The sequence below is a fragment of the Kitasatospora sp. MBT66 genome (assembly GCF_000710405.2).
In the GTDB taxonomy this organism is placed as follows: domain Bacteria; phylum Actinomycetota; class Actinomycetes; order Streptomycetales; family Streptomycetaceae; genus Kitasatospora; species Kitasatospora purpeofusca.
In genome coordinates, this window is the sequence record NZ_JAIY01000003.1 from 757721 (window position 1) to 775300 (window position 17580).

15 protein-coding genes are annotated in these 17580 nt (G+C 72.6%); 10 read left to right on the forward strand and 5 right to left on the reverse strand.

Annotation, left to right across the window (positions count from 1 at the left end; genetic code table 11):
- On the forward strand, window positions 1-399 hold a 399-nt coding region (locus BI06_RS05410; RefSeq protein WP_149030282.1), incomplete at its 5' end, for a helix-turn-helix transcriptional regulator.
- Window positions 400-471: 72 nt separating this feature from the next.
- On the opposite strand, the gene BI06_RS05415 is transcribed toward BI06_RS05410, so the two are convergent.
- Window positions 472-672 (reverse strand): hypothetical protein, encoded by a 201-nt coding sequence (locus tag BI06_RS05415; protein ID WP_030395193.1) that lies wholly within the window; start codon window positions 670-672, stop codon window positions 472-474.
- 225 nt (window positions 673-897) lie between these two features.
- Between BI06_RS05415 and BI06_RS05420 the strand changes: the two genes are divergently transcribed.
- The 8 genes from BI06_RS05420 to BI06_RS05455 all read left to right on the forward strand — a co-directional run bounded on the left by BI06_RS05420 (window position 898) and on the right by BI06_RS05455 (window position 10773).
- Entirely contained in the window at window positions 898-2739 is a 1842-nt protein-coding gene (locus BI06_RS05420; RefSeq protein ID WP_043465463.1) for a glycoside hydrolase family 15 protein, read from the forward strand.
- 64 nt (window positions 2740-2803) lie between these two features.
- Window positions 2804-4204, forward strand: coding sequence for an MFS transporter (locus BI06_RS05425; protein ID WP_043465465.1), 1401 nt, complete (start codon window positions 2804-2806; stop codon window positions 4202-4204).
- Between the two features lie 236 nt (window positions 4205-4440).
- Window positions 4441-6531, forward strand: a complete 2091-nt coding sequence (locus BI06_RS05430; RefSeq protein ID WP_082558278.1) for a discoidin domain-containing protein — start codon at window positions 4441-4443, stop codon at window positions 6529-6531.
- Window positions 6532-6697: 166 nt separating this feature from the next.
- Complete coding sequence (locus BI06_RS05435; RefSeq protein ID WP_043465467.1) at window positions 6698-7105, forward strand: YciI family protein; 408 nt, start codon at window positions 6698-6700, stop codon at window positions 7103-7105.
- Between the two features lie 8 nt (window positions 7106-7113).
- A complete protein-coding gene (locus BI06_RS05440) occupies window positions 7114-8271 on the forward strand; it encodes an RNA polymerase sigma factor (protein ID WP_043465469.1) in 1158 nt (385 codons plus the stop codon).
- A gap of 91 nt (window positions 8272-8362) precedes the next feature.
- Entirely contained in the window at window positions 8363-8830 is a 468-nt protein-coding gene (locus BI06_RS05445; protein ID WP_043465471.1) for a MarR family winged helix-turn-helix transcriptional regulator, read from the forward strand.
- A gap of 249 nt (window positions 8831-9079) precedes the next feature.
- The gene (locus tag BI06_RS05450; protein WP_030395187.1) at window positions 9080-10282 is read left to right on the forward strand and encodes an MFS transporter; all 1203 of its coding nucleotides are present in this window, start codon (window positions 9080-9082) and stop codon (window positions 10280-10282) included.
- Between the two features lie 32 nt (window positions 10283-10314).
- Window positions 10315-10773, forward strand: coding sequence for a heme-binding protein (locus BI06_RS05455; protein ID WP_051740265.1), 459 nt, complete (start codon window positions 10315-10317; stop codon window positions 10771-10773).
- A gap of 287 nt (window positions 10774-11060) precedes the next feature.
- On the opposite strand, the gene BI06_RS05460 is transcribed toward BI06_RS05455, so the two are convergent.
- The 3 genes from BI06_RS05460 to BI06_RS05470 form a co-directional block, all read right to left on the reverse strand.
- Window positions 11061-11360: a hypothetical protein gene (locus BI06_RS05460; protein ID WP_149030272.1), complete on the reverse strand. Its 300-nt coding sequence runs from the start codon at window positions 11358-11360 to the stop codon at window positions 11061-11063.
- 310 nt (window positions 11361-11670) lie between these two features.
- A complete protein-coding gene (locus BI06_RS05465) occupies window positions 11671-12870 on the reverse strand; it encodes an FAD-dependent monooxygenase (protein ID WP_051740266.1) in 1200 nt (399 codons plus the stop codon).
- Window positions 12871-13012: 142 nt separating this feature from the next.
- Window positions 13013-13744 (reverse strand): dienelactone hydrolase family protein, encoded by a 732-nt coding sequence (locus tag BI06_RS05470; protein WP_043465473.1) that lies wholly within the window; start codon window positions 13742-13744, stop codon window positions 13013-13015.
- A 259-nt stretch (window positions 13745-14003) separates the two neighbouring features.
- Between BI06_RS05470 and BI06_RS05475 the strand changes: the two genes are divergently transcribed.
- Window positions 14004-15035 (forward strand): medium chain dehydrogenase/reductase family protein, encoded by a 1032-nt coding sequence (locus tag BI06_RS05475; RefSeq protein WP_043465475.1) that lies wholly within the window; start codon window positions 14004-14006, stop codon window positions 15033-15035.
- Window positions 15036-15094: 59 nt separating this feature from the next.
- Here the strand turns inward: BI06_RS05475 and BI06_RS05480 are convergent, their stop codons facing one another.
- Window positions 15095-17452, reverse strand: a complete 2358-nt coding sequence (locus tag BI06_RS05480; RefSeq protein ID WP_051740267.1) for a P-loop NTPase fold protein — start codon at window positions 17450-17452, stop codon at window positions 15095-15097.
- Between the last annotated feature and the right edge of the window lie 128 nt (window positions 17453-17580).

Sequence of the window (17580 nt, forward strand, 5' to 3'; positions counted from 1 at the left end):
CTCGCCGCCGCCGAGCCGGAGCGGCTGTGCCGGCCGTTCCGCGAGTCGGCGCCCTGGGTGCGCCGACGGCTGCGCGGACTGCCCCACGTCGCCGCGGCCCACGGCTGGCTGCCGGCCGACCTGCGGCCGCCCGCCCGCGACCCGGTGCCGGAGCGGAGTGCGGACACCGCGCCGGTGCCGGTGGCGGGGACGCCGGTCGAGCCGCTGACCGGACGGGAGCGGGAGATCCTGCTCTGCGCCGCGCGACTGCTGTCCACCCAGGAGATCGCCGACGAGCTGTACGTGTCGCCGAACACCGTCAAGACGCACCTCAAGAGCGTCAACCGCAAACTGCGGACGGCCAACCGCCGGGACGCGGTGCGCACCGCCACCCGGCTGCGCCTGCTGGACGCGCCCTGAGCCTGGACGCGCGCTGAGCCTGGACGCGCGCTGAGCCTGGGCGCGCCCTCAGCCGGGCCGGGGCCCGAACGGCTACTCCGGCAGTCGGCGCAGCTCCGTGACCGTCAGCCCGAGCGCCTGGAACCGGTTCAGCAGCCCGTACAGGTGGGCGTCGTCGACCACCTCGCCGACCAGCACCGTCTGGTCCGGGACGACCGTGCTCGCCAGCTCCGGGAAGCCCTCCCGGCGGGTCGTCTCCTGCAGTACGCCGGACACCCGGATCTCGTAGCGCATGGGGCCGGCTCCCTTCGCCTCGGCGGTGGCGTCCAGTCTCGCCGCCGCGCGGAGCCCGCCGCATCACCCCCGTGAGGTGAGCGCGCGGCGGGCGGACGGCGGCGGACCGGTTCGGCGGCCCGGGGAGCGGCCGGCGGTCACCCACCGCGGGTGATCCGCCGACCCGGCGCCGCTCCGTACGGTGGCCGCGCCGCCAGTCCCTCCGTCCGCCAGGGGAGCCCCTCCATGAGTCCCTACCCCCCGATCGCCGAGCACGGCGTGATCGGCGACCTCCAGACCGCCGCCCTCGTCTCCACGGCCGGCGACATCGACTGGTGGTGCGTCCCGCGGTTCGACTCCCCCAGCCTGTTCGCCGCCCTGCTGGACGACGCCGGGGGCGGTCGCTGCCGGCTCGCGGTCGACCGGGACGCGGTGCCCGAGGTCACGGTGAAGCAGCTCTACCTCGCCGGGACGGCGATCGTGGTCACCCGCTTCCTCTCCCCGGACGGGGTGGCGGAGGTGGTCGACTTCATGCCGCCCGACACCTCGCCGACCCCGAGCGACCGGCACCGGATCGTCCGCGCCGCCCGGGTGGTCCGCGGCCGGGTGCCGTTCGTCCTGGAGTGCCGGCCCCGGTTCGACTACGGCCGCGCCGACCACACCCTGACCGTGCTCGACGAGCGCGGTGTGCGGCTGCGGGGGCCCGGCCAGGACCTCTGCGTGCAGGCCGCCGGGCCGTTGGAGCTGCGCCCGGACGGGGACGATGTGACGGCCCGGTTCGTCCTGGACGCGGGGCAGACGGCGACCGTGTGCCTGACCGCCCTGCCCTCCGGCGCCGAGCCGCCCGCCGCCCCGGACGACCGGGCGAACTGGGCGGCCTTCGAGGCCTGCCGCTCGTTCTGGTACGAGTGGCTCAGGTCGTCCACCTACCGGGGCCGCTGGCGGCAGATGGTGGACCGCTCGGCGATCACGCTCAAGCTGCTCAGCTACCACCCGACCGGCGCGCCGATCGCCGCCGCGACCATGGGCCTGCCGGAGCAGATCGGCGGCGAGCGGAACTGGGACTACCGCTACACCTGGATCCGGGACGCCTCGCTGTCCGTGCACACCCTGATCGGTCTCGGCTTCCGGGAGGAGGCCCAGTCCTTCCGCCGCTGGGTCCGGGAGCGGATCGAGAGCGCCGGCGCCGAGCACGACGGCCTGCGGATCATGTACCGGGTGGACGGCGAACGCCTGTTGGGCGAGGAGACGCTGCCGCACTGGGAGGGCTACCGGGGTTCCGCGCCGGTACGGGTCGGCAACGGCGCCGCCGACCAGCTCCAGCTGGACATCTACGGCGAGGCGGCGTTCGCGTTCGCGGCCGGCGACGGTGACGGCACCGGCGACATGGGCGCGCTGCGCGGCTGGGACGCGTTCCGGCGGATGGTCGACTGGCTGACCGAGCAGTGGGACCGCCCGGACGAGGGGATCTGGGAGACCCGGGGCGGCCGCCAGGACTTCACCTACAGCCGGCTGATGTGCTGGGTGGCCTTCGACCGCGCGATCCGGCTCGCCCGCGCCCACGCCCGCCCCGCGGACCTGGACCGCTGGACCTCGGAACGCGACGACATCCTGCGCCAGATCGTGCAGCGCGGCTGGAACCCCGAACGCCGGGCGTTCACCCAGCACTACCGCACCGAGGTGCTCGACGCCTCGCTGCTGCTGATGCCCAAGGTCGGCTTCCTCTCCCCCACCGACCCGGACTGGCTGTCCACCCTGGACGCGATGGACCGCGAACTGGTCTGCGACAGCCTGGTCTACCGCTACGACCCGGCCGCCTCCCCCGACGGACTGCGCGGCTCCGAGGGCACCTTCAACCTCTGCACCTTCCTCTACGTCGAGGCCATGGCCAGGGCCGGCCGGATCGAACGGGCCCGCTACGCCTTCGACAAGATGCTCACCTACGCCAACCACGTCGGCCTGTTCGCCGAGGAGATCGGGCCCTCCGGCGAGCAACTGGGCAACTTCCCGCAGGCGTTCACCCATCTCGCGCTGATCGACGCGGCCCTCGCCCTGGACGAGGAGCTCGACCGGCGGGGCATCGCCTGACCGACCGGCCACCGGCCGGTCCGCACCAGGCCTGCGGAACGCGGACGTTCGAGAGGAGCCCGGCATGACCACCGCCGCACCGGGGGCGCGCACGAGCGCGGCGGGCGGGCGGCGCGTCCTCGTGCCGCTGGCCCTGGCCCAGTTCATCTGCAGCTTCGCCGGCTCCAGCATGAACGTGATGATCAACGACATCAGCGCCGACCTCGACACCAGCGTCCAGGGCGTCCAGGTCGCCATCACCGTCTTCCTGCTGGTGATGGCCGCGCTGATGATCCCCGGCGGCAAGCTCACCGACCGCTGGGGCCGCAAGCGCTGCCTGATGCTGGGCCTCGCGATCTACGGGGTCGGCGCGCTGCTCAGCGCGGCGGCGCCCGGGCTCGGCGTGCTGATCCTCGGCAACTCGGTGCTGGAGGGCGTCGGCACCGCCCTGCTGATCCCCCCGGTCTACATCCTCACCACCCTGCTGTTCACCGGAACCGCCGCCCGGGCCAAGGCGTTCGGCGCCATCATGGCCCTCGGCGGCATCGGCGCGGCGGCCGGGCCGCTGATCGGCGGTCTGCTGACCACCGCGATCGGCTGGCGGGCCAACTTCGGCTTCCAGGTCGTGGTGGTGGCGCTGATCCTCCTCCTCACCCGCACCCTGGAGGACCCGCTGCCGCCCGACCCCGACCGGCCGTTCGACGCCGTCGGCGCCGTCCTGTCGGCGACGGGCCTGGTCCTGCTGGTCACCGGCATCCTCGCCGCGGACGACAATGTGTGGCTGATGGCCGGTCTGCTGGCAGCCGGCGCGGCCGTGCTGGCCGGCTTCTTCGGCTGGATCCGCCGGCTGGAGCGGGCCGGGCGGGAACCGCTGCTGGCCACCTCGCTGTTCCGCGACCGGGTCTCCAACCTCGGCCTGGTCACCCAGAACGCGCAGTGGCTGGTGCTGATGGGCGTCTCGTTCACGGTCGGCGCGTACCTCCAGGTGGTCCGCGGCTACAGCGCCATCGCCACCGGCGGCGTCTTCACCGCCGCCACCCTGGGCCTGCTCGCCTCCTCGCTCGGCGCCGAACGGCTGGCGGAGCGGTGGTCCCAGCGCACCCTGATCGTCACCGGCTTCGCGACGACCACCGCCGGCATCGTCGTCCTGCTGCTGCTGGTGCGCGCCGTCGACGACATCTGGGCCTTCACCCCCGGGCTGCTGCTGATCGGGTTGGGCCTCGGACTGATGCTCACCCCCTCGGTCAACGTGGTGCAGTCGGCCTTCCCCGACAGCCGGCAGGGCGAGATCTCCGGCCTGTCCCGCAGCATCTCCAACCTCGGCTCCTCGCTGGGCACCGCGATCGCCGGCACCATCCTGGTCGCCGAACTCACCAACGGCGGGTACGCGGCGGCGATGATCGCCCTCGCCGTGTTCGGGGTGGTCGGCCTCGGTGCGGCGCTGTTCCTGCCGCACGACCGGCCGGCGGGCGCGCCCGACCGCTGAGCGCCGGGCCGCCGAGCCCCGCCGGTGCCCTCGGCGGGGTCCCCGCCGGTGCGCTCGGCCGGGTCCCGCCGGTATTGGCACGGGCGGGTTGTGCCACGGCTATTGACGAAAAATCCAACAGTGGCGATTCTCGACCCACCGAGTACGCAGGACATGACAGCCCGCCCGGGCGGCGCTCCGTGCCGCGGGCGGGCGTCGTCCGCGTCGTCCGCCCGCCACCCGGAACTGGGGTGCACATGACGCGACTCCCCCACCCACGTCGTCCCCACGCACAGCGCTTCCCCGCCCGCCGCAGGATCGCCACCCTGATCGCCACACTGCTCGCCCTGGTCGCCGCGGCCCTCGCCGCGCCGGCGCACGGCGCGGCGGGGCCCAACTGGTGGGACCCGGTCGCCCGGCCCACCCCCGACGCCGCGATCGGCGTCACCGGCGCGCCGTTCACCGGCACCGACGCCCAGGGCAAGGTCCGCGGCTTCGTCGACGCCCACGACCACATCATGGCCGCCGAGGGCTTCGGCGGCCGCCTCATCTGCGGCAAGGCCTTCTCCGAGGCCGGGGTCGAGGACGCCCTCAAGGACTGTCCGGAGCACTACCCGGACGGCTCCCTCGCCATCTTCGACCTCATCACCAAGGGCGGTGACGGCAAGCACGACCCGGTCGGCTGGCCGACCTTCGCCGACTGGCCGGCCCACGACTCGCTGACCCACCAGCAGAACTACTACGCCTGGATCGAGCGCGCCTGGCGCGGCGGCGAGCGGGTGCTGGTCAACGACCTGGTGACCAACGGCGTGATCTGCTCGGTCTACTTCTTCAAGGACCGCAGCTGCGACGAGATGACCGCGATCCGGCTGGAGGCCCAGAAGTCCTGGGACCTCCAGGCGTACGTCGACAAGATGTACGGCGGGCCCGGCAAGGGCTGGTTCCGGATCGTCACCGACAGCGCGCAGGCCCGCGAGGTGGTCCGCCAGGGCAAGCTGGCCGTGGTGCTCGGGGTGGAGACCTCCGAGCCCTTCGGCTGCAAGCAGGTCCTGGACGTCGCCCAGTGCAGCCGCGCCGACATCGACCGCGGCCTCGACGAGCTGTACGGGCTCGGCGTGCGCAGCATGTTCCTGTGCCACAAGTTCGACAACGCGCTGTGCGGCGTCCGCTTCGACGAGGGCGCGCTCGGCACGGCGATCAACGCCGGGCAGTTCCTGTCGACCGGCACCTTCTGGCAGACCGAGAAGTGCGCCGGCCCGCAGCACGACAACCCGATCGGGCTGGCACCGACCCCCGCCTCGATCCAGCAGCAGTTGCCCGCCGGGGTCACCGTGCCCTCGTACGCCGGGGACGCGCAGTGCAACACCAGGGGGCTGACCGAGCTCGGCGAGTACGCGCTGCGCGGCATGATGCGGCGCGGCATGATGCTGGAGCTCGACCACATGAGCGTCAAGGCGGCCGGCCGGTCGCTGGACATCCTGGAATCGCAGTCCTACCCGGGCGTCGTCTCCTCCCACAGCTGGATGGACCTCGGCTGGATGGAGCGCGTCTACAAGCTCGGCGGCTTCGTCGCCCAGTACATGAACGGCGCGGAGGCGTTCAGCTCGGAGGCCAAGCGCACCGACGCGCTGCGCGACAAGTACGGCGTCGGCTACGGCTACGGCACCGACATGAACGGCGTCGGCGGCTGGCCCGGCCCGCGCGGGGCCGACACCCCCAACCCCGTGCGCTACCCGTTCCGCACCGCCGACGGCGGCTCCCTGGTCGACCGCGCCACCGCGGGCAGCCGCACCTGGGACCTCAACACCGACGGGGCCGCGCACTACGGCCTGGTGCCGGACTGGATCGAGGACATCCGGCAGGTCGGCGGGCAGGACGTGGTCGACGACCTGTTCCGGGGCGCGGAGTCCTACCTCACCACCCTGGGCGCCGCGGAGCACCACCAGGCGGCCGCCAACCTCACCGCGGGGGCCTCCGCCACCGCCAGCTCCACCGAGTGGAACCCGTTCGTCAGCTACGCCGCGGACCGGGCGATCGACGGCAGCACGTCCAGCCGGTGGGCCAGCGACTGGAGCGACGACCAGTGGCTGCAGCTCGACCTGTCCACCACCACCCTGGTCTCCCGGGTCACCCTGGACTGGGAGCGCGCCTACGCCAGGGCGTACCGGATCGAGGTGTCCACCGACGGCAGCAACTGGCGGACCGTCTGGTCCACCACCTCCGGTGACGGCGGACTGGACACCGCCCGGTTCGCCGGCGTCCCGGCGCGGTACGTCCGGGTGCACGGCGAGCAGCGGGCCACCTCGTGGGGGTACTCGCTGTACGACGTGGGCGTGTACCGGGCCTGACCTGCACCGGGCCCGTCGGGGGGTGGTCGGCGCGACCGCCCCCCGGCGGGCCCTGCGGAGGTTCTCGAAAAATCTTCGGCAGCGGTGTCGAGAACCCGTGGCCTGCTCCGTCCCAGGGGTGAGCGCGGCCAGAATGGGCCGCACCACCCCCGAGGAGAGGGACATCATGGCGAAGTACCTGCTGCTGAAGCACTACCGCGGCGCGCCGGAGGCGGTCAACAACGTGCCGATGGACCGCTGGACGCCGGAGGAGGTCTCGGCCCACATCCAGTACATGAACGACTTCGCCGCCGCGCTGGAGAAGACCGGCGAGTTCGTCGACGGCCAGGCGCTCGCCCCCGAGGGCACCTGGGTCCGGTACGACGGCGAGGGCCGCCCGCCGGTCACCGACGGCCCGTTCGCCGAGACCAAGGACCTCATCGCCGGCTGGATGGTGATCGACGTCGACAGCTACGAGCGCGCCGTCGAGCTGGCCGGCGAGCTGTCCGCCGCCCCCGGCGCGGGCGGCCGGCCGATCCACGAGTGGCTGGAGCTGCGCCCGTTCTACGGCGTCGCGCCCACCGTCACCGAGTGACCGTACCCATGGACGAGGCACTGCTCCGCGGTCTCACCCCGGGAGTGCTCGGCGTCCTCGTCCGCCGCGGAGCCGACTTCGCGGCGGCCGAGGACGCCGTCCAGGACGCGCTGGTCGAGGCGCTGCGGGTCTGGCCCGAGGACCCGCCCCGCGACCCCAAGGGCTGGCTGGTCACGGTCGCCTGGCGGAAGTTCCTGGACGCCTCCCGGGCGGACACGGCCCGGCGGCGGCGCGAGGACCGGGTCGAGGAGGAGCCGGCGCCGGGCCCGGTGGCCGAGCTCGACGACACGCTCCGGCTGTACTTCCTGTGCGCCCATCCGTCGCTGTCGCCCGCCTCGGCGGTCGCGCTCACCCTGCGCGCCGTCGGCGGGCTCACCACCCGGCAGATCGCCCGCGCCTACCTGGTGCCGGAGGCGACCATGGCGCAGCGGATCAGCCGGGCCAAGCGCACCGTGTCCGGGGTGCGGCTGGACCGCCCCGGCGATGTCGCGACCGTGCTGCGGGTGCTCTACCTGGTCTTCAACGAGGGCTACTCGGGGGACGTCGACCTCGCCGCCGAGGCGATCCGGCTCACCCGGCAGCTGGCGGCCCGGGTGGACCACCCGGAGGTGGCGGGACTGCTGGCGCTGATGCTGCTGCACCACGCCCGGCGGGCGGCCAGGACGACGCCGGACGGCGCGCTGGTGCCGCTCGCCGAGCAGGACCGGTCCCGGTGGGACACCTCGGCGATCGCCGAGGGCGTGGCGGTGCTCCAGGGCGCCCTGGCCCGGGACCGGCTGGGCGAGTTCCAGGCGCAGGCGGCGGTCGCGGCGCTGCACGCGGACGCGCCGACGGCCGGGGAGACGGACTGGGTGCAGATCGTCGAGTGGTACGACGAGTTGCTGCGGCTGACCGACAGTCCGGTGGTGGGGCTGAACCGCGCGGTCGCCGTCGGCGAGGCGGACGGGCCGCACGCGGGGCTGGCGGCGCTCGCGGACGTCGACGCGGCGGTGCCGCGCCGCACGGCGGCGGCGGCCTACCTGCACGAGCGCGCCGGCGACCGGGCGACGGCGGCGCGACTGTACGCGGAGGCGGCCCGGGCCGCGTCGAACCTCGCCGAGCGGGACCATCTGACCCGCCAGGCCGCCCGGCTCAACACGGCGGCGGGCAAGGACGGCCGTCCTTGAAATACTTGCATCCGCCTGCTAGCGGCTCTGGCCGGTATTTCCCCCGATGGCTTATCCTGGAACGGCCACCACCGGAAGGAGACCCGGACCCATGACCGCCACGGACCCCGCGCTCACCGCCCTGGCCAGCGGCTGGGGCGCACTCTCCCTCCTGCACAGCCGGATCGAGGGGCACATCGAACGCGCCCTGCAGAGCGGGCACGACCTCAGCGTGCGGGAGTACTCGCTGCTCGACGTGCTCAGCCGCCAGCACGACGGCGAGGGCGGCCACCTGCAGATGAAGCAGGTCGCCGACGCGGTCGTACTGAGCCAGAGCGCCACCACCCGGCTGGTCACCCGACTGGAGGACCGGGGCCTGCTGTCGCGCTACCTGTGCCCCACCGACCGGCGCGGCATCTACACCAATGTGAGCGAGGCCGGGCTGAAGCTGCTGGCGGAGGCGCGACCGACCAACGACGCCGCCCTGCGCGAGGCGCTCACCGAGGCGGCCCGCAACCCCGAGCTGGCCTCCCTGGTCGCGGCCGTCGAAGCCGTGGACGCGCCGGCGGCCGCGCGGTAGCCCGCACGTTCTTCAGAGGCCACTCTTCAGAAGCCGCTTTTCAGAGTCCGCTCTCCCATCAGCACCCCGAGGACCGGTTCCAGCACTGCGCTGGGACCGGTCCTGTGCATTCCGGGGCCGGTTTCACGGCTTGCACCAGCTGACATCCAGATCACGGCGACATCCCGCGTTTGCAGTTAGCGCGCGTCTGCAATTATTGTGAAGACACGCAAGGAGCTCACTCAAGCAATCACAGGAGGGTCGAGCCCAATGCCTCTCGCACTGCTCGCTCTGGCCGTCGGCGCCTTCGGCATCGGCACCACCGAATTCGTGATCATGGGCCTGCTGCCCGAGATCGCCGCCGACTACGGCGTCTCCATCCCCACCGCGGGCCTGCTGGTCACCGGCTACGCCCTCGGCGTCGTCCTCGGCGCGCCACTGCTCACCGTGCTCGGCACCAAGGTCAGCCGCAAGCGGATGCTGATGCTGCTGATGGGCCTGTTCGTGGTCGGCAACGTGCTCTCCGCCGCCGCCCCCTCCTTCGGGACGATGCTGGCCGGCCGGGTGGTCGCCTCGCTCGCCCACGGCGCGTTCTTCGGCATCGGCTCCGTCGTCGCCGCCGAACTGGTGGCCCCGGACAAGAAGGCCGGCGCCATCGCCACCATGTTCACCGGACTCACCGTCGCCAACATCGTCGGCGTCCCGCTCGGCACGTACATCGGGCAGGCCGTCGGCTGGCGGACCACCTTCGTGATCGTCGCCGCGCTCGGGCTGCTCGGCATGGCCGGGATCGCCAGGCTCGTCCCGGAGCAGCCCCGCCCCGAGGGCGCCCACCTGCGCCGCGAGCTGACCGCCTTCCGCAACCCGCAGGTGCTGCTGGCGATGGCGATGACCGTGCTCGGCTTCGGCGGCGTGTTCGCCGCGATCACCTACATCGCCCCGATGATGACCCACGTGGCCGGCTACTCGGACGGCGCGGTCACCTGGCTGCTGGTGCTGTTCGGCATCGGGATGTTCCTCGGCAACCTGCTCGGCGGCCGGTTCGCGGACCGGCGGCTGATGCCGCTGCTCTACACCACCCTCGGCGGCCTCGCCCTCGTGCTCGCGCTGTTCACCCTCACCGCCCACGACAAGGTCCTCGCCGCGATCACCGTCGTGCTCGTCGGGGCGCTCGGCTTCGCCACCGTCCCGCCGCTGCAGAAGCGGGTGCTGGACCAGGCGCACGGTGCTCCCACCCTCGCCTCGGCCGTGAACATCGGCGCCTTCAACCTCGGCAACGCGCTCGCCGCCTGGCTCGGCGGCATGGTCATCACCGCCGGTCTCGGCTACACCGCGCCGAACTGGGTGGGCGCGCTCCTCGCGGCCGCGGCCCTGGTCCTCGCCCTCTGGTCCGCCGCCCTGGAGCGCCGCACCGCCGGTGCCCCGACGGCCGTGACCGCGCCCTCCCCCACCGCCGTTCCCGTCCACCACTGACCGCCCCCCTTCCTCCAAGGAGCAGCACCACCATGAGCACCACCACGAACACCATCTCGAGCGCCACCTCGAGCGCCACCGCCGTCGCCCCGCTGACCACCGCCGACGCAGAGACCCTGGTCGCCGCCGCCCGCGCCGCCGCCGAGGCGGCCGGGGTCGCGGTGAGCGTCACCGTCCTCGACGCCGGAGGCCACCTGCTGGCCTTCCGCCGCGACGACCGGGCCGTCCTCGTCTCCGGGGAGACCAGCACCCGCAAGGCCTACACCGCCCTCCAGCTGAACACCCCGACCGCCGACCTGGTCGACCTGGTGAAGCCCGACGGGCCGTTCCACTCGCTGCCGACCGCGCTCGACCGGCCGCTGCTGTTCATCGCCGGCGGCGTCCCCGTCCACCGCGACGGCCGGCTGATCGGCGCCCTCGGCATCGGCGGCGGCGCCCCCGAGCAGGACCACGGCTTCGCCACCGCCGCCCTCCGGGAACTCGCCGGCTGACGCACGTCCCCGGGGCCGGGATCGGGGCCGGGACCGGGGCCGGGCACCGAGTCCCCTGTAGCCCTCACGTCACCGGCACCTCGCGCGCAGCGCACTTTGCAAAGCAGAACACTTTGCAAAGTCGTCGGCGACTTTGCAAAGTGTTCCGTGAGCCGAGACCCACCGCGGCCCCGGCCCGCCTCCTCGGCGGGCCGGGGCCGTCGGATGCCGGGGCCGCGGCCGCGCGTCCCCGGCGGGACGGCGGACAGCAGGACTCCCCGCTGTCCGCCGCACGGGCGCGCCGACCGTCAGGCCTGGTGCCTGAACCAGAGGTTCACCGCCTGCTCGCCGTGCGCGAACTGCCCCGGCGAGCAGTAGTAGTACACCTGCGAGTCCCGGTTCCCGGACCGGAGCAGGATGTCGTTCTGCTCGTGCATGGTGATGTCGCACTCGTTCCAGTTGATGCCGCTCCAGCCCGTGGTGAAGGTGTGCACCAGCGAGTTGGTGTAGCCGGCCGCCGAGGCCGTCCCGGCACCCGCCACGAGCGCCCCGGTCGTCGCGGCCGCCGCGAGGAGAAGAGCTGCTGACGTCCGTACCGTGCGCTTCATGAAAGCGGTCTCCCTTGTTCGATCGGGCGGCCGCCCCCGGAGCGGGGGCCTCGTCCTGCCCGATGCCACGACTCTCGCCGACCCGTGGCCCGGCGGACATCAGTCATCTGACTGCGGCTCGCGAACGCGGCGGTGGCCTACGACGGGCCCCGTCGCCCCGAGGTGCGCTCCGCGCCTCCGGACTCCGTGCTCGGCGGCCTCGCGTTGCACGGCCCGCCCCCAGTACTCCCACACAGGCAAGCAAGTGCCACCGCAGGTCGACGGACTCTGTCGGACGGCCTCAGCGCGTCCTCAGCGCGTCCTCGGCGCGTCAGTAGTCCGGCAGGTCGAAGACCGTGGCCGCGCGGAAGACCGCGTCCATCTCCGGGCCGATCTCCTCGTAGCCGCCCTCGGCGCCGTCCGCCTTCAGCCGGTCGCCGGTGAGTTCCAGGATCGCCTGGTTGGCGGCCACGTGCCCGCGCAGCCGCCGCTCGTACGCGGGGTAGGCGGCCCGGTGGTCGCCGTCCGCCCGGTGCAGCTCGCCCGCCAGGACGTACGCCGCCGTCAGGGCGACGCTGGTGCCCTGCCCGGTCAGCGGCGAGCAGCAGTACCCGGCGTCGCCGAGCAGCGCGACCCGGCCGTTCGACCAGCGGTCCATCTTGATCTGGGCGACGACGTCGTAGTGGAACACGTCCGTCCCGTCCAGGGCCGCGAGGAAGCGCGGCACCTCCCAGCGCAGGTCCGCGGCGACCTCGGCGACCAGGCGGCGCTGCTCGGCGGGGTCGCGCGGGAGCATCCGCCCGAGCGGCTCGTCCGAGCCGAAGCCGACGAAGACGCGCAGCTCGGCGTTGTCGCGGACGGTCATCACCATGCACATCCGCTCCGAGGAGTCGCCCGGCCGGTGGATGACCTGCCAGCGGTCCAGCCCGAGGTGGTTGGGCACGCTCCAGCCCGCCACATAGGTGTCGATCGGGTGCAGGTAGTCCTCCTCGGGGCCGAAGACGAGGCGGCGGGTGTTGGAGTGCAGGCCGTCGGCGCCCACGACGAGGTCGAAGGAGCGCTCCTCGCCGCCGCGGAACCGGACCTGGACCCCCTCCTCGTACTGCACCAGGGTCTCGATCGAGTCGTCGAAGCGGTATTCGACGCCGCTGCCCGCCACCCCGGCGATCAGCTCGGCGAGTTCGTCGCGGAGGATCTCCACGTCCGGGCCGTCGACCGGGCCGCCGCTGGCCGTGCGCTCGGTGGTTCGGCTCAGCTCCCGGCCGTCCCCGTCGACCACGGACATCCCCCGCAGGCCGGTCCGCCGCGCCCCGACCTCCGCCAGCAGGCCCATCCGGTCGACGACTTCGAGCGCGTTGCCGCGGATGTCCACCGGCTGGCCGCCCCCGCGCAGGGACGGTGCGCGCTCGACCACGGTGACGCGGAAGCCGTAGCGGTCCAGCCAGTGGGCGAGGGCGGTGCCGGCGATCCCGGCACCGGAGATCAGGACCGTGGTCGGGCGAGAGTGCTGCGGTCGCGTGCTGTTCGGCATGGCGGGCCTCCCCTGGTTCGTGTGCTGCCACGCACCAGGTTCCGCCCGGCCGCCGTCGGCGTGCCGTCAGGACACCGGCAGGACACCGGTGCCGCTGTCGGCCCGCCGACAGCACGCCGACAGCGGTCGGCGGAGGCGTCGGTCAGCCGAGGTGGCGGGCGAGGAAGCGCAGGGTGCTGTCGAGTTCGAAGGCCGGGAGGTCGCCGTGTCCGCCGGGGTTGGCGTGCAGCGTCTTCTCGGCGGAGCCGAACGCCTCGAAGAGGGCGAGGCCCGCCTCGCGCGGCACCCGCTCGTCGTCCCACTGCAGCAGGAACTCGACCGGGACGGTGATCCGCGCGGCCTCCGCCGCCGAGGCCAGAGCCCCGCCCAGGCCCAGGACCGCCGCGCGGACCCGGGGTTCGGCGGCGACGAACGGCACGCCGAGCCCGCAGCCCAGCGAGACCCCCCAGTAGCCCACCGGTCCGGCGCCGACGTGGTCGAGCCGCTGGACGGCGTCGAGGACGGCCTGCCACTCCGGCACCGTCCGCCGTGCCACCAGGGCGTGGAACTCGGCGAGCAGCGGGCCCGGGTCCGCGCCGGCCGCGATCCGCTCCTGGTTGGCGATCGCGAGCCGGTTGTAGTCCTCCTCGACCGGGCGGTCGCCGTGTCCGGGGACGTCCGGTGCGACCACCGCGAAGCCGCACTCGGTCACGAGCCGGCGGGCCCTGGCCAGGATGCCGGGCTCCTTCTTGTGCTCGCCGCCGCCGTGGCCCAGCAGGACCAGCGGGCGGGTGGCGGCGGGACCGTCCGGCGTCCACAGCGCGGCCGGGGTGTCGTCGACGACGAGGAGCTGCTCGCGGATGCCGTCGGAGGAGGTGTCAGAAAGGAGGCGCATAACGTTCGGGCCTTTCGGGATGCCTAGTACGGGAAGCCCTCAGGCCATGCGAGGGAGGGGTGCCCGACGGGTTGCAGCGTTGATCGGTCCCACCTCCTCGGGTCGCAGCGGCGCACGGCGGGAGCGAAGGTATCACGGCGATCTTGAACGGCGCACAGTTAGAGGGTCTCACGATTGCGCTTGACGCTCACCGTCCGACGGAGTTATAACTTATAACGAACGCGAAAGCATCTGCCGAACGAAGAAGGAGAACACGATCATGGGTGACGAGCGTCTGCTTGAGGTCGTACTGCCGGGTGTCGTGGCCCCGGAGGGTCTTGAGCTCCGGTACGGGGTCGTGCCGGAGGCCGGGCCGGGCCGGATCGTGATCGCCGTCGAGGCCACCGGTGTCTCCTTCGCCGAGCAGCAGATGCGCCGCGGCCGGTACTACGACCAGCCGCCCTTCCCCTTCGTGCCCGGCTACGACCTGGTCGGCCGGGTGCTGGCCACCGGCGAGAACGTCGACCCGGGGCTGCTCGGGCAGCGGGTCGCCGCACTGGTCAAGGTCGGCGGCTGGGCCAGCCATGTGGTGGTCGACGCCGCCGACGCCGTACCGGTGCCGGACGGCCTCACCCCGGCCGAGGCGGAGACCGTGGTGGTCAACGGCATCACCGCCTGGCAGATGCTGCACCGCCGGGCACGGGTGCGCGCCGGACAGACCGTCCTGGTGCACGGCGCGAGCGGCGGCGTGGGCTCCGTCCTGGTCCAGCTCGCCGGCGCGGCGGGTGTCCGGGTGATCGGAACCGCCTCCGCCCGCCACCACGACGCCCTGCGCGAGCTCGGGGTCGAGCCGGTCGACTACCGCGCCGGCGACGTCGCGGCCCGGGTCCGGGAGCTGGCGCCGGACGGGGTGGACGCGGTGTTCGACCACGTCGGCGGACGCAGCGTGATCGACTCCTGGAGCCTGCTCGCCCCCGGCGGCACGCTGATCGCCTACGGCAGCGCCTCGACCCGGGACGACACCGGCTCCAAGCAGTGGCCCGTGCTCAAGATCCTGGCCCGCACCTGGCTCTGGAACACCCTGCCGAACGGCCGCCGGGCCCACTTCTACAACATCTGGGCCGGCCGGGGGCTGGGCAAGGACCGCTTCCGCGCCCGCCTGCGGACCGACCTCGGCGAGGTCTTCGGCGCCGTGCGCCGCGGCGAGGTGACGGCCCGGGTCGCCGCCGAACTCCCGCTGGCCCGGGCGGCGGAGGCGCTGCGCCTCGCAGAGTCCGGCACGGTCGGCGGCAAGATCGTCCTGACGCCCTGAGCGCGGGGCTCTCCTCGGCGAGGGCCGACCCGACCCGGTCGGCCCCGAGCCGCGCGGCTTCAGAGAGGTCGGACCGGGAGGCCCCACGCGCGTCGGATGTCGTCGAGGACGACCCGTGCGCTGTGCGGGGACACCGCGAGCTCCTGCCTGGCCTCGGCCAGGCGGTTCGGCTCACCGTCACGCCCTTCCCCCGCTGCCCGTGCGACCAGGTGCTCGAAGTCCGGAGCTCCGAAGATCTCCAAGAGGGTCAGCGAGAAATACGCGCAAACCGACGCTTCCTGCCACAGCGTCAGCAGCTCGCCGGAGAACCCGTACGGCGTCGCCTCGGCCTCCGGTGGGGCCGCGCGCAGGACACCGCGGCCGGTGGCGAGGTCGCTGATCGTGTCACGGGTCGCCGGGCTGTCCCTTTCGGCGGGCGACCGCAGGACCTGGACCAGCACCTGCAGGTCGGCCAGCAGTCGACCGCTTTCGGCGGTCCACTGGTGTGCGGCCATCAGCGTGCGGAACCCCTCGAGCGTGTCGCCCAGTTCGTCGCAGATCATGGCGGGAACGAGGTCCTGCCGTTCCGAACGGGTCGTCCAGTGGTGCACCTCGATCAGTCGCCGCGCGTAGCGGATCAGATCCCGGGGAACACCGCCCGAGAGGGCGTGGAGGAGCTGGACGAACGGTGGTGTCAGGCTGGGAGCCCGGGCCCCCAGCAACTCCTTCGATTCGGTGAGGGTTCGCGGCGGGACGTAGAGCAGTTCGTCCAACGAGCTGTCGGTGACGTCGCGGTGGGGAAGCCCTCGCCGTGCGAACGCCGCACCGAGGTCCTCCGCGACAGAAATGAGGTAGTAGACGTTCTCGATGCCGAACACGGCCTTGATCTCACCGAGAAACCTGCGGGCCTGCGCGGTACTGCCGACCCGGTCGAGTTCGTCGATGGCGATGACGACGCGCGCCCCCCTGAACCTTCTCCGGTGGTCCGTCGCGATCTCGGCCAGGAGCTTTCGGAAATCACCGACGAGTTCGGGAAATGTCAGAGGCACCGAAGACATCGACGTGGTCCTCGACTTCCCGAGCCCGGTTCCCTGCGGGCCCGTGATACCCACGTTCACGGCCGTCGTCGAGTTCTGGACCGTCCGCAAGCGGTAGAGGTACCGCTGGCACTGCTGGACGGAGGACGGCATCCGAGTGCCCCTGCGTCGGCGTGGCATCGAGGGCATCAGTCGGGCTCCACAAGCCGAGAGAATGATGCCCGCCCACCACGGATGATCCGTCCAGAAGGTCACAACCTCGGCCCACGCGACGTCTCTCCAATGGCCGAGGTGGTCGACCACGTTGGGCCGAACCGTGTGCTCGTAGAGCCACTGCAGCCCCCTTCCGACAGCCGCCGCCAGGAGCACGACCGCGAGGGCGAACGCGATGAGCCATTTCAGAGCCCGCCAGGCCTTGCGTCCCAACCGGCGTGCGCGCCCGGCATCGACGAACACACCTGCGTCCGTCGGCTGTCCGTGGAACTTCAGATAGCGCTCGCACACCTCGCCGAAGAGTGTGAGGAGGAACTCCTGGGGGGTGTAGTCGGCGGGTGCCTGGACGAACACCGCCAGGTCGGAGCTCGTCCTCGGCCGCGTCGAGCACGAACGCAACAGCGTGGACTTTCCCGTCCCCCTCGGCCCGCAGACAGCGATGGTGCCGCCGTCGAGCTGGTCCATCTTCTGCCGCAACAGGCGTTCGGCGTTGCTCGCGACCACGTACTTCGCGTCGTGGACGTCCCGCAACCCCTCGTGGTTCTCCACATGCAACAAGGAGTCCCGGTCCGGTCCCAGCATGTGACGGATCACAGCGTGGAGATTGGGCATCAGGACTGCGTCCTTGAGGGGCTGGGCCCACAACTGCTTCCTGACCGAGCGCTGACGCTCGTACTGTCGAAACCTGGTTCGGTACCGGGCCCAGTCGATCAGACTCCGGGCGGAGCGCTCGGCCGCAGGTCGCAGCCTGATGCAAACGGCGAAGATCAGGGCCGCCGTCACAGGAATCAGGACGACCGGGAAGTCGGGCAGGTCTCCACCGGCAACCAGCAGGTCGACGAGCACCCACACGGGAAGGAGGGCGAGGACAGCGGCACAGAGCCGCATCGATCCGTCGACCACCACAGAGGCGCGGGCGGCGCGGAGCGTGGCTCCGGCGCGCGCCGCCTCGGTAACCGCACGACGGTAGGCGCCGTACGTGGTCTGCGTCCTGCCGAGCGCGTCGCGCACGAATGCGTCGCCGAGAGCGATTCGTTCGAGCGATTCCGAACTGACACCCCGGTGTCCGAAGTACCGACTGATTTCCGGCCTGTTGATGCAGTCTCGAAGCACACTGCAGTAGACGGTCCTGCTGTCCTCGAAGTCCCAGGTCCACAGGTCCTCGGTGGACCCCTGACGCTCGACCATCCGCCCTCCCCATCACGTCGACGGACTGCACGGCCGACCGGTCAGGACGGCCAGGACGGCCAGGACGGCCAGCGTAGGCGGTCGGAAGCCGGCAGGACCGCCGATCCTCGGAGTTACCGGAGTCCTTC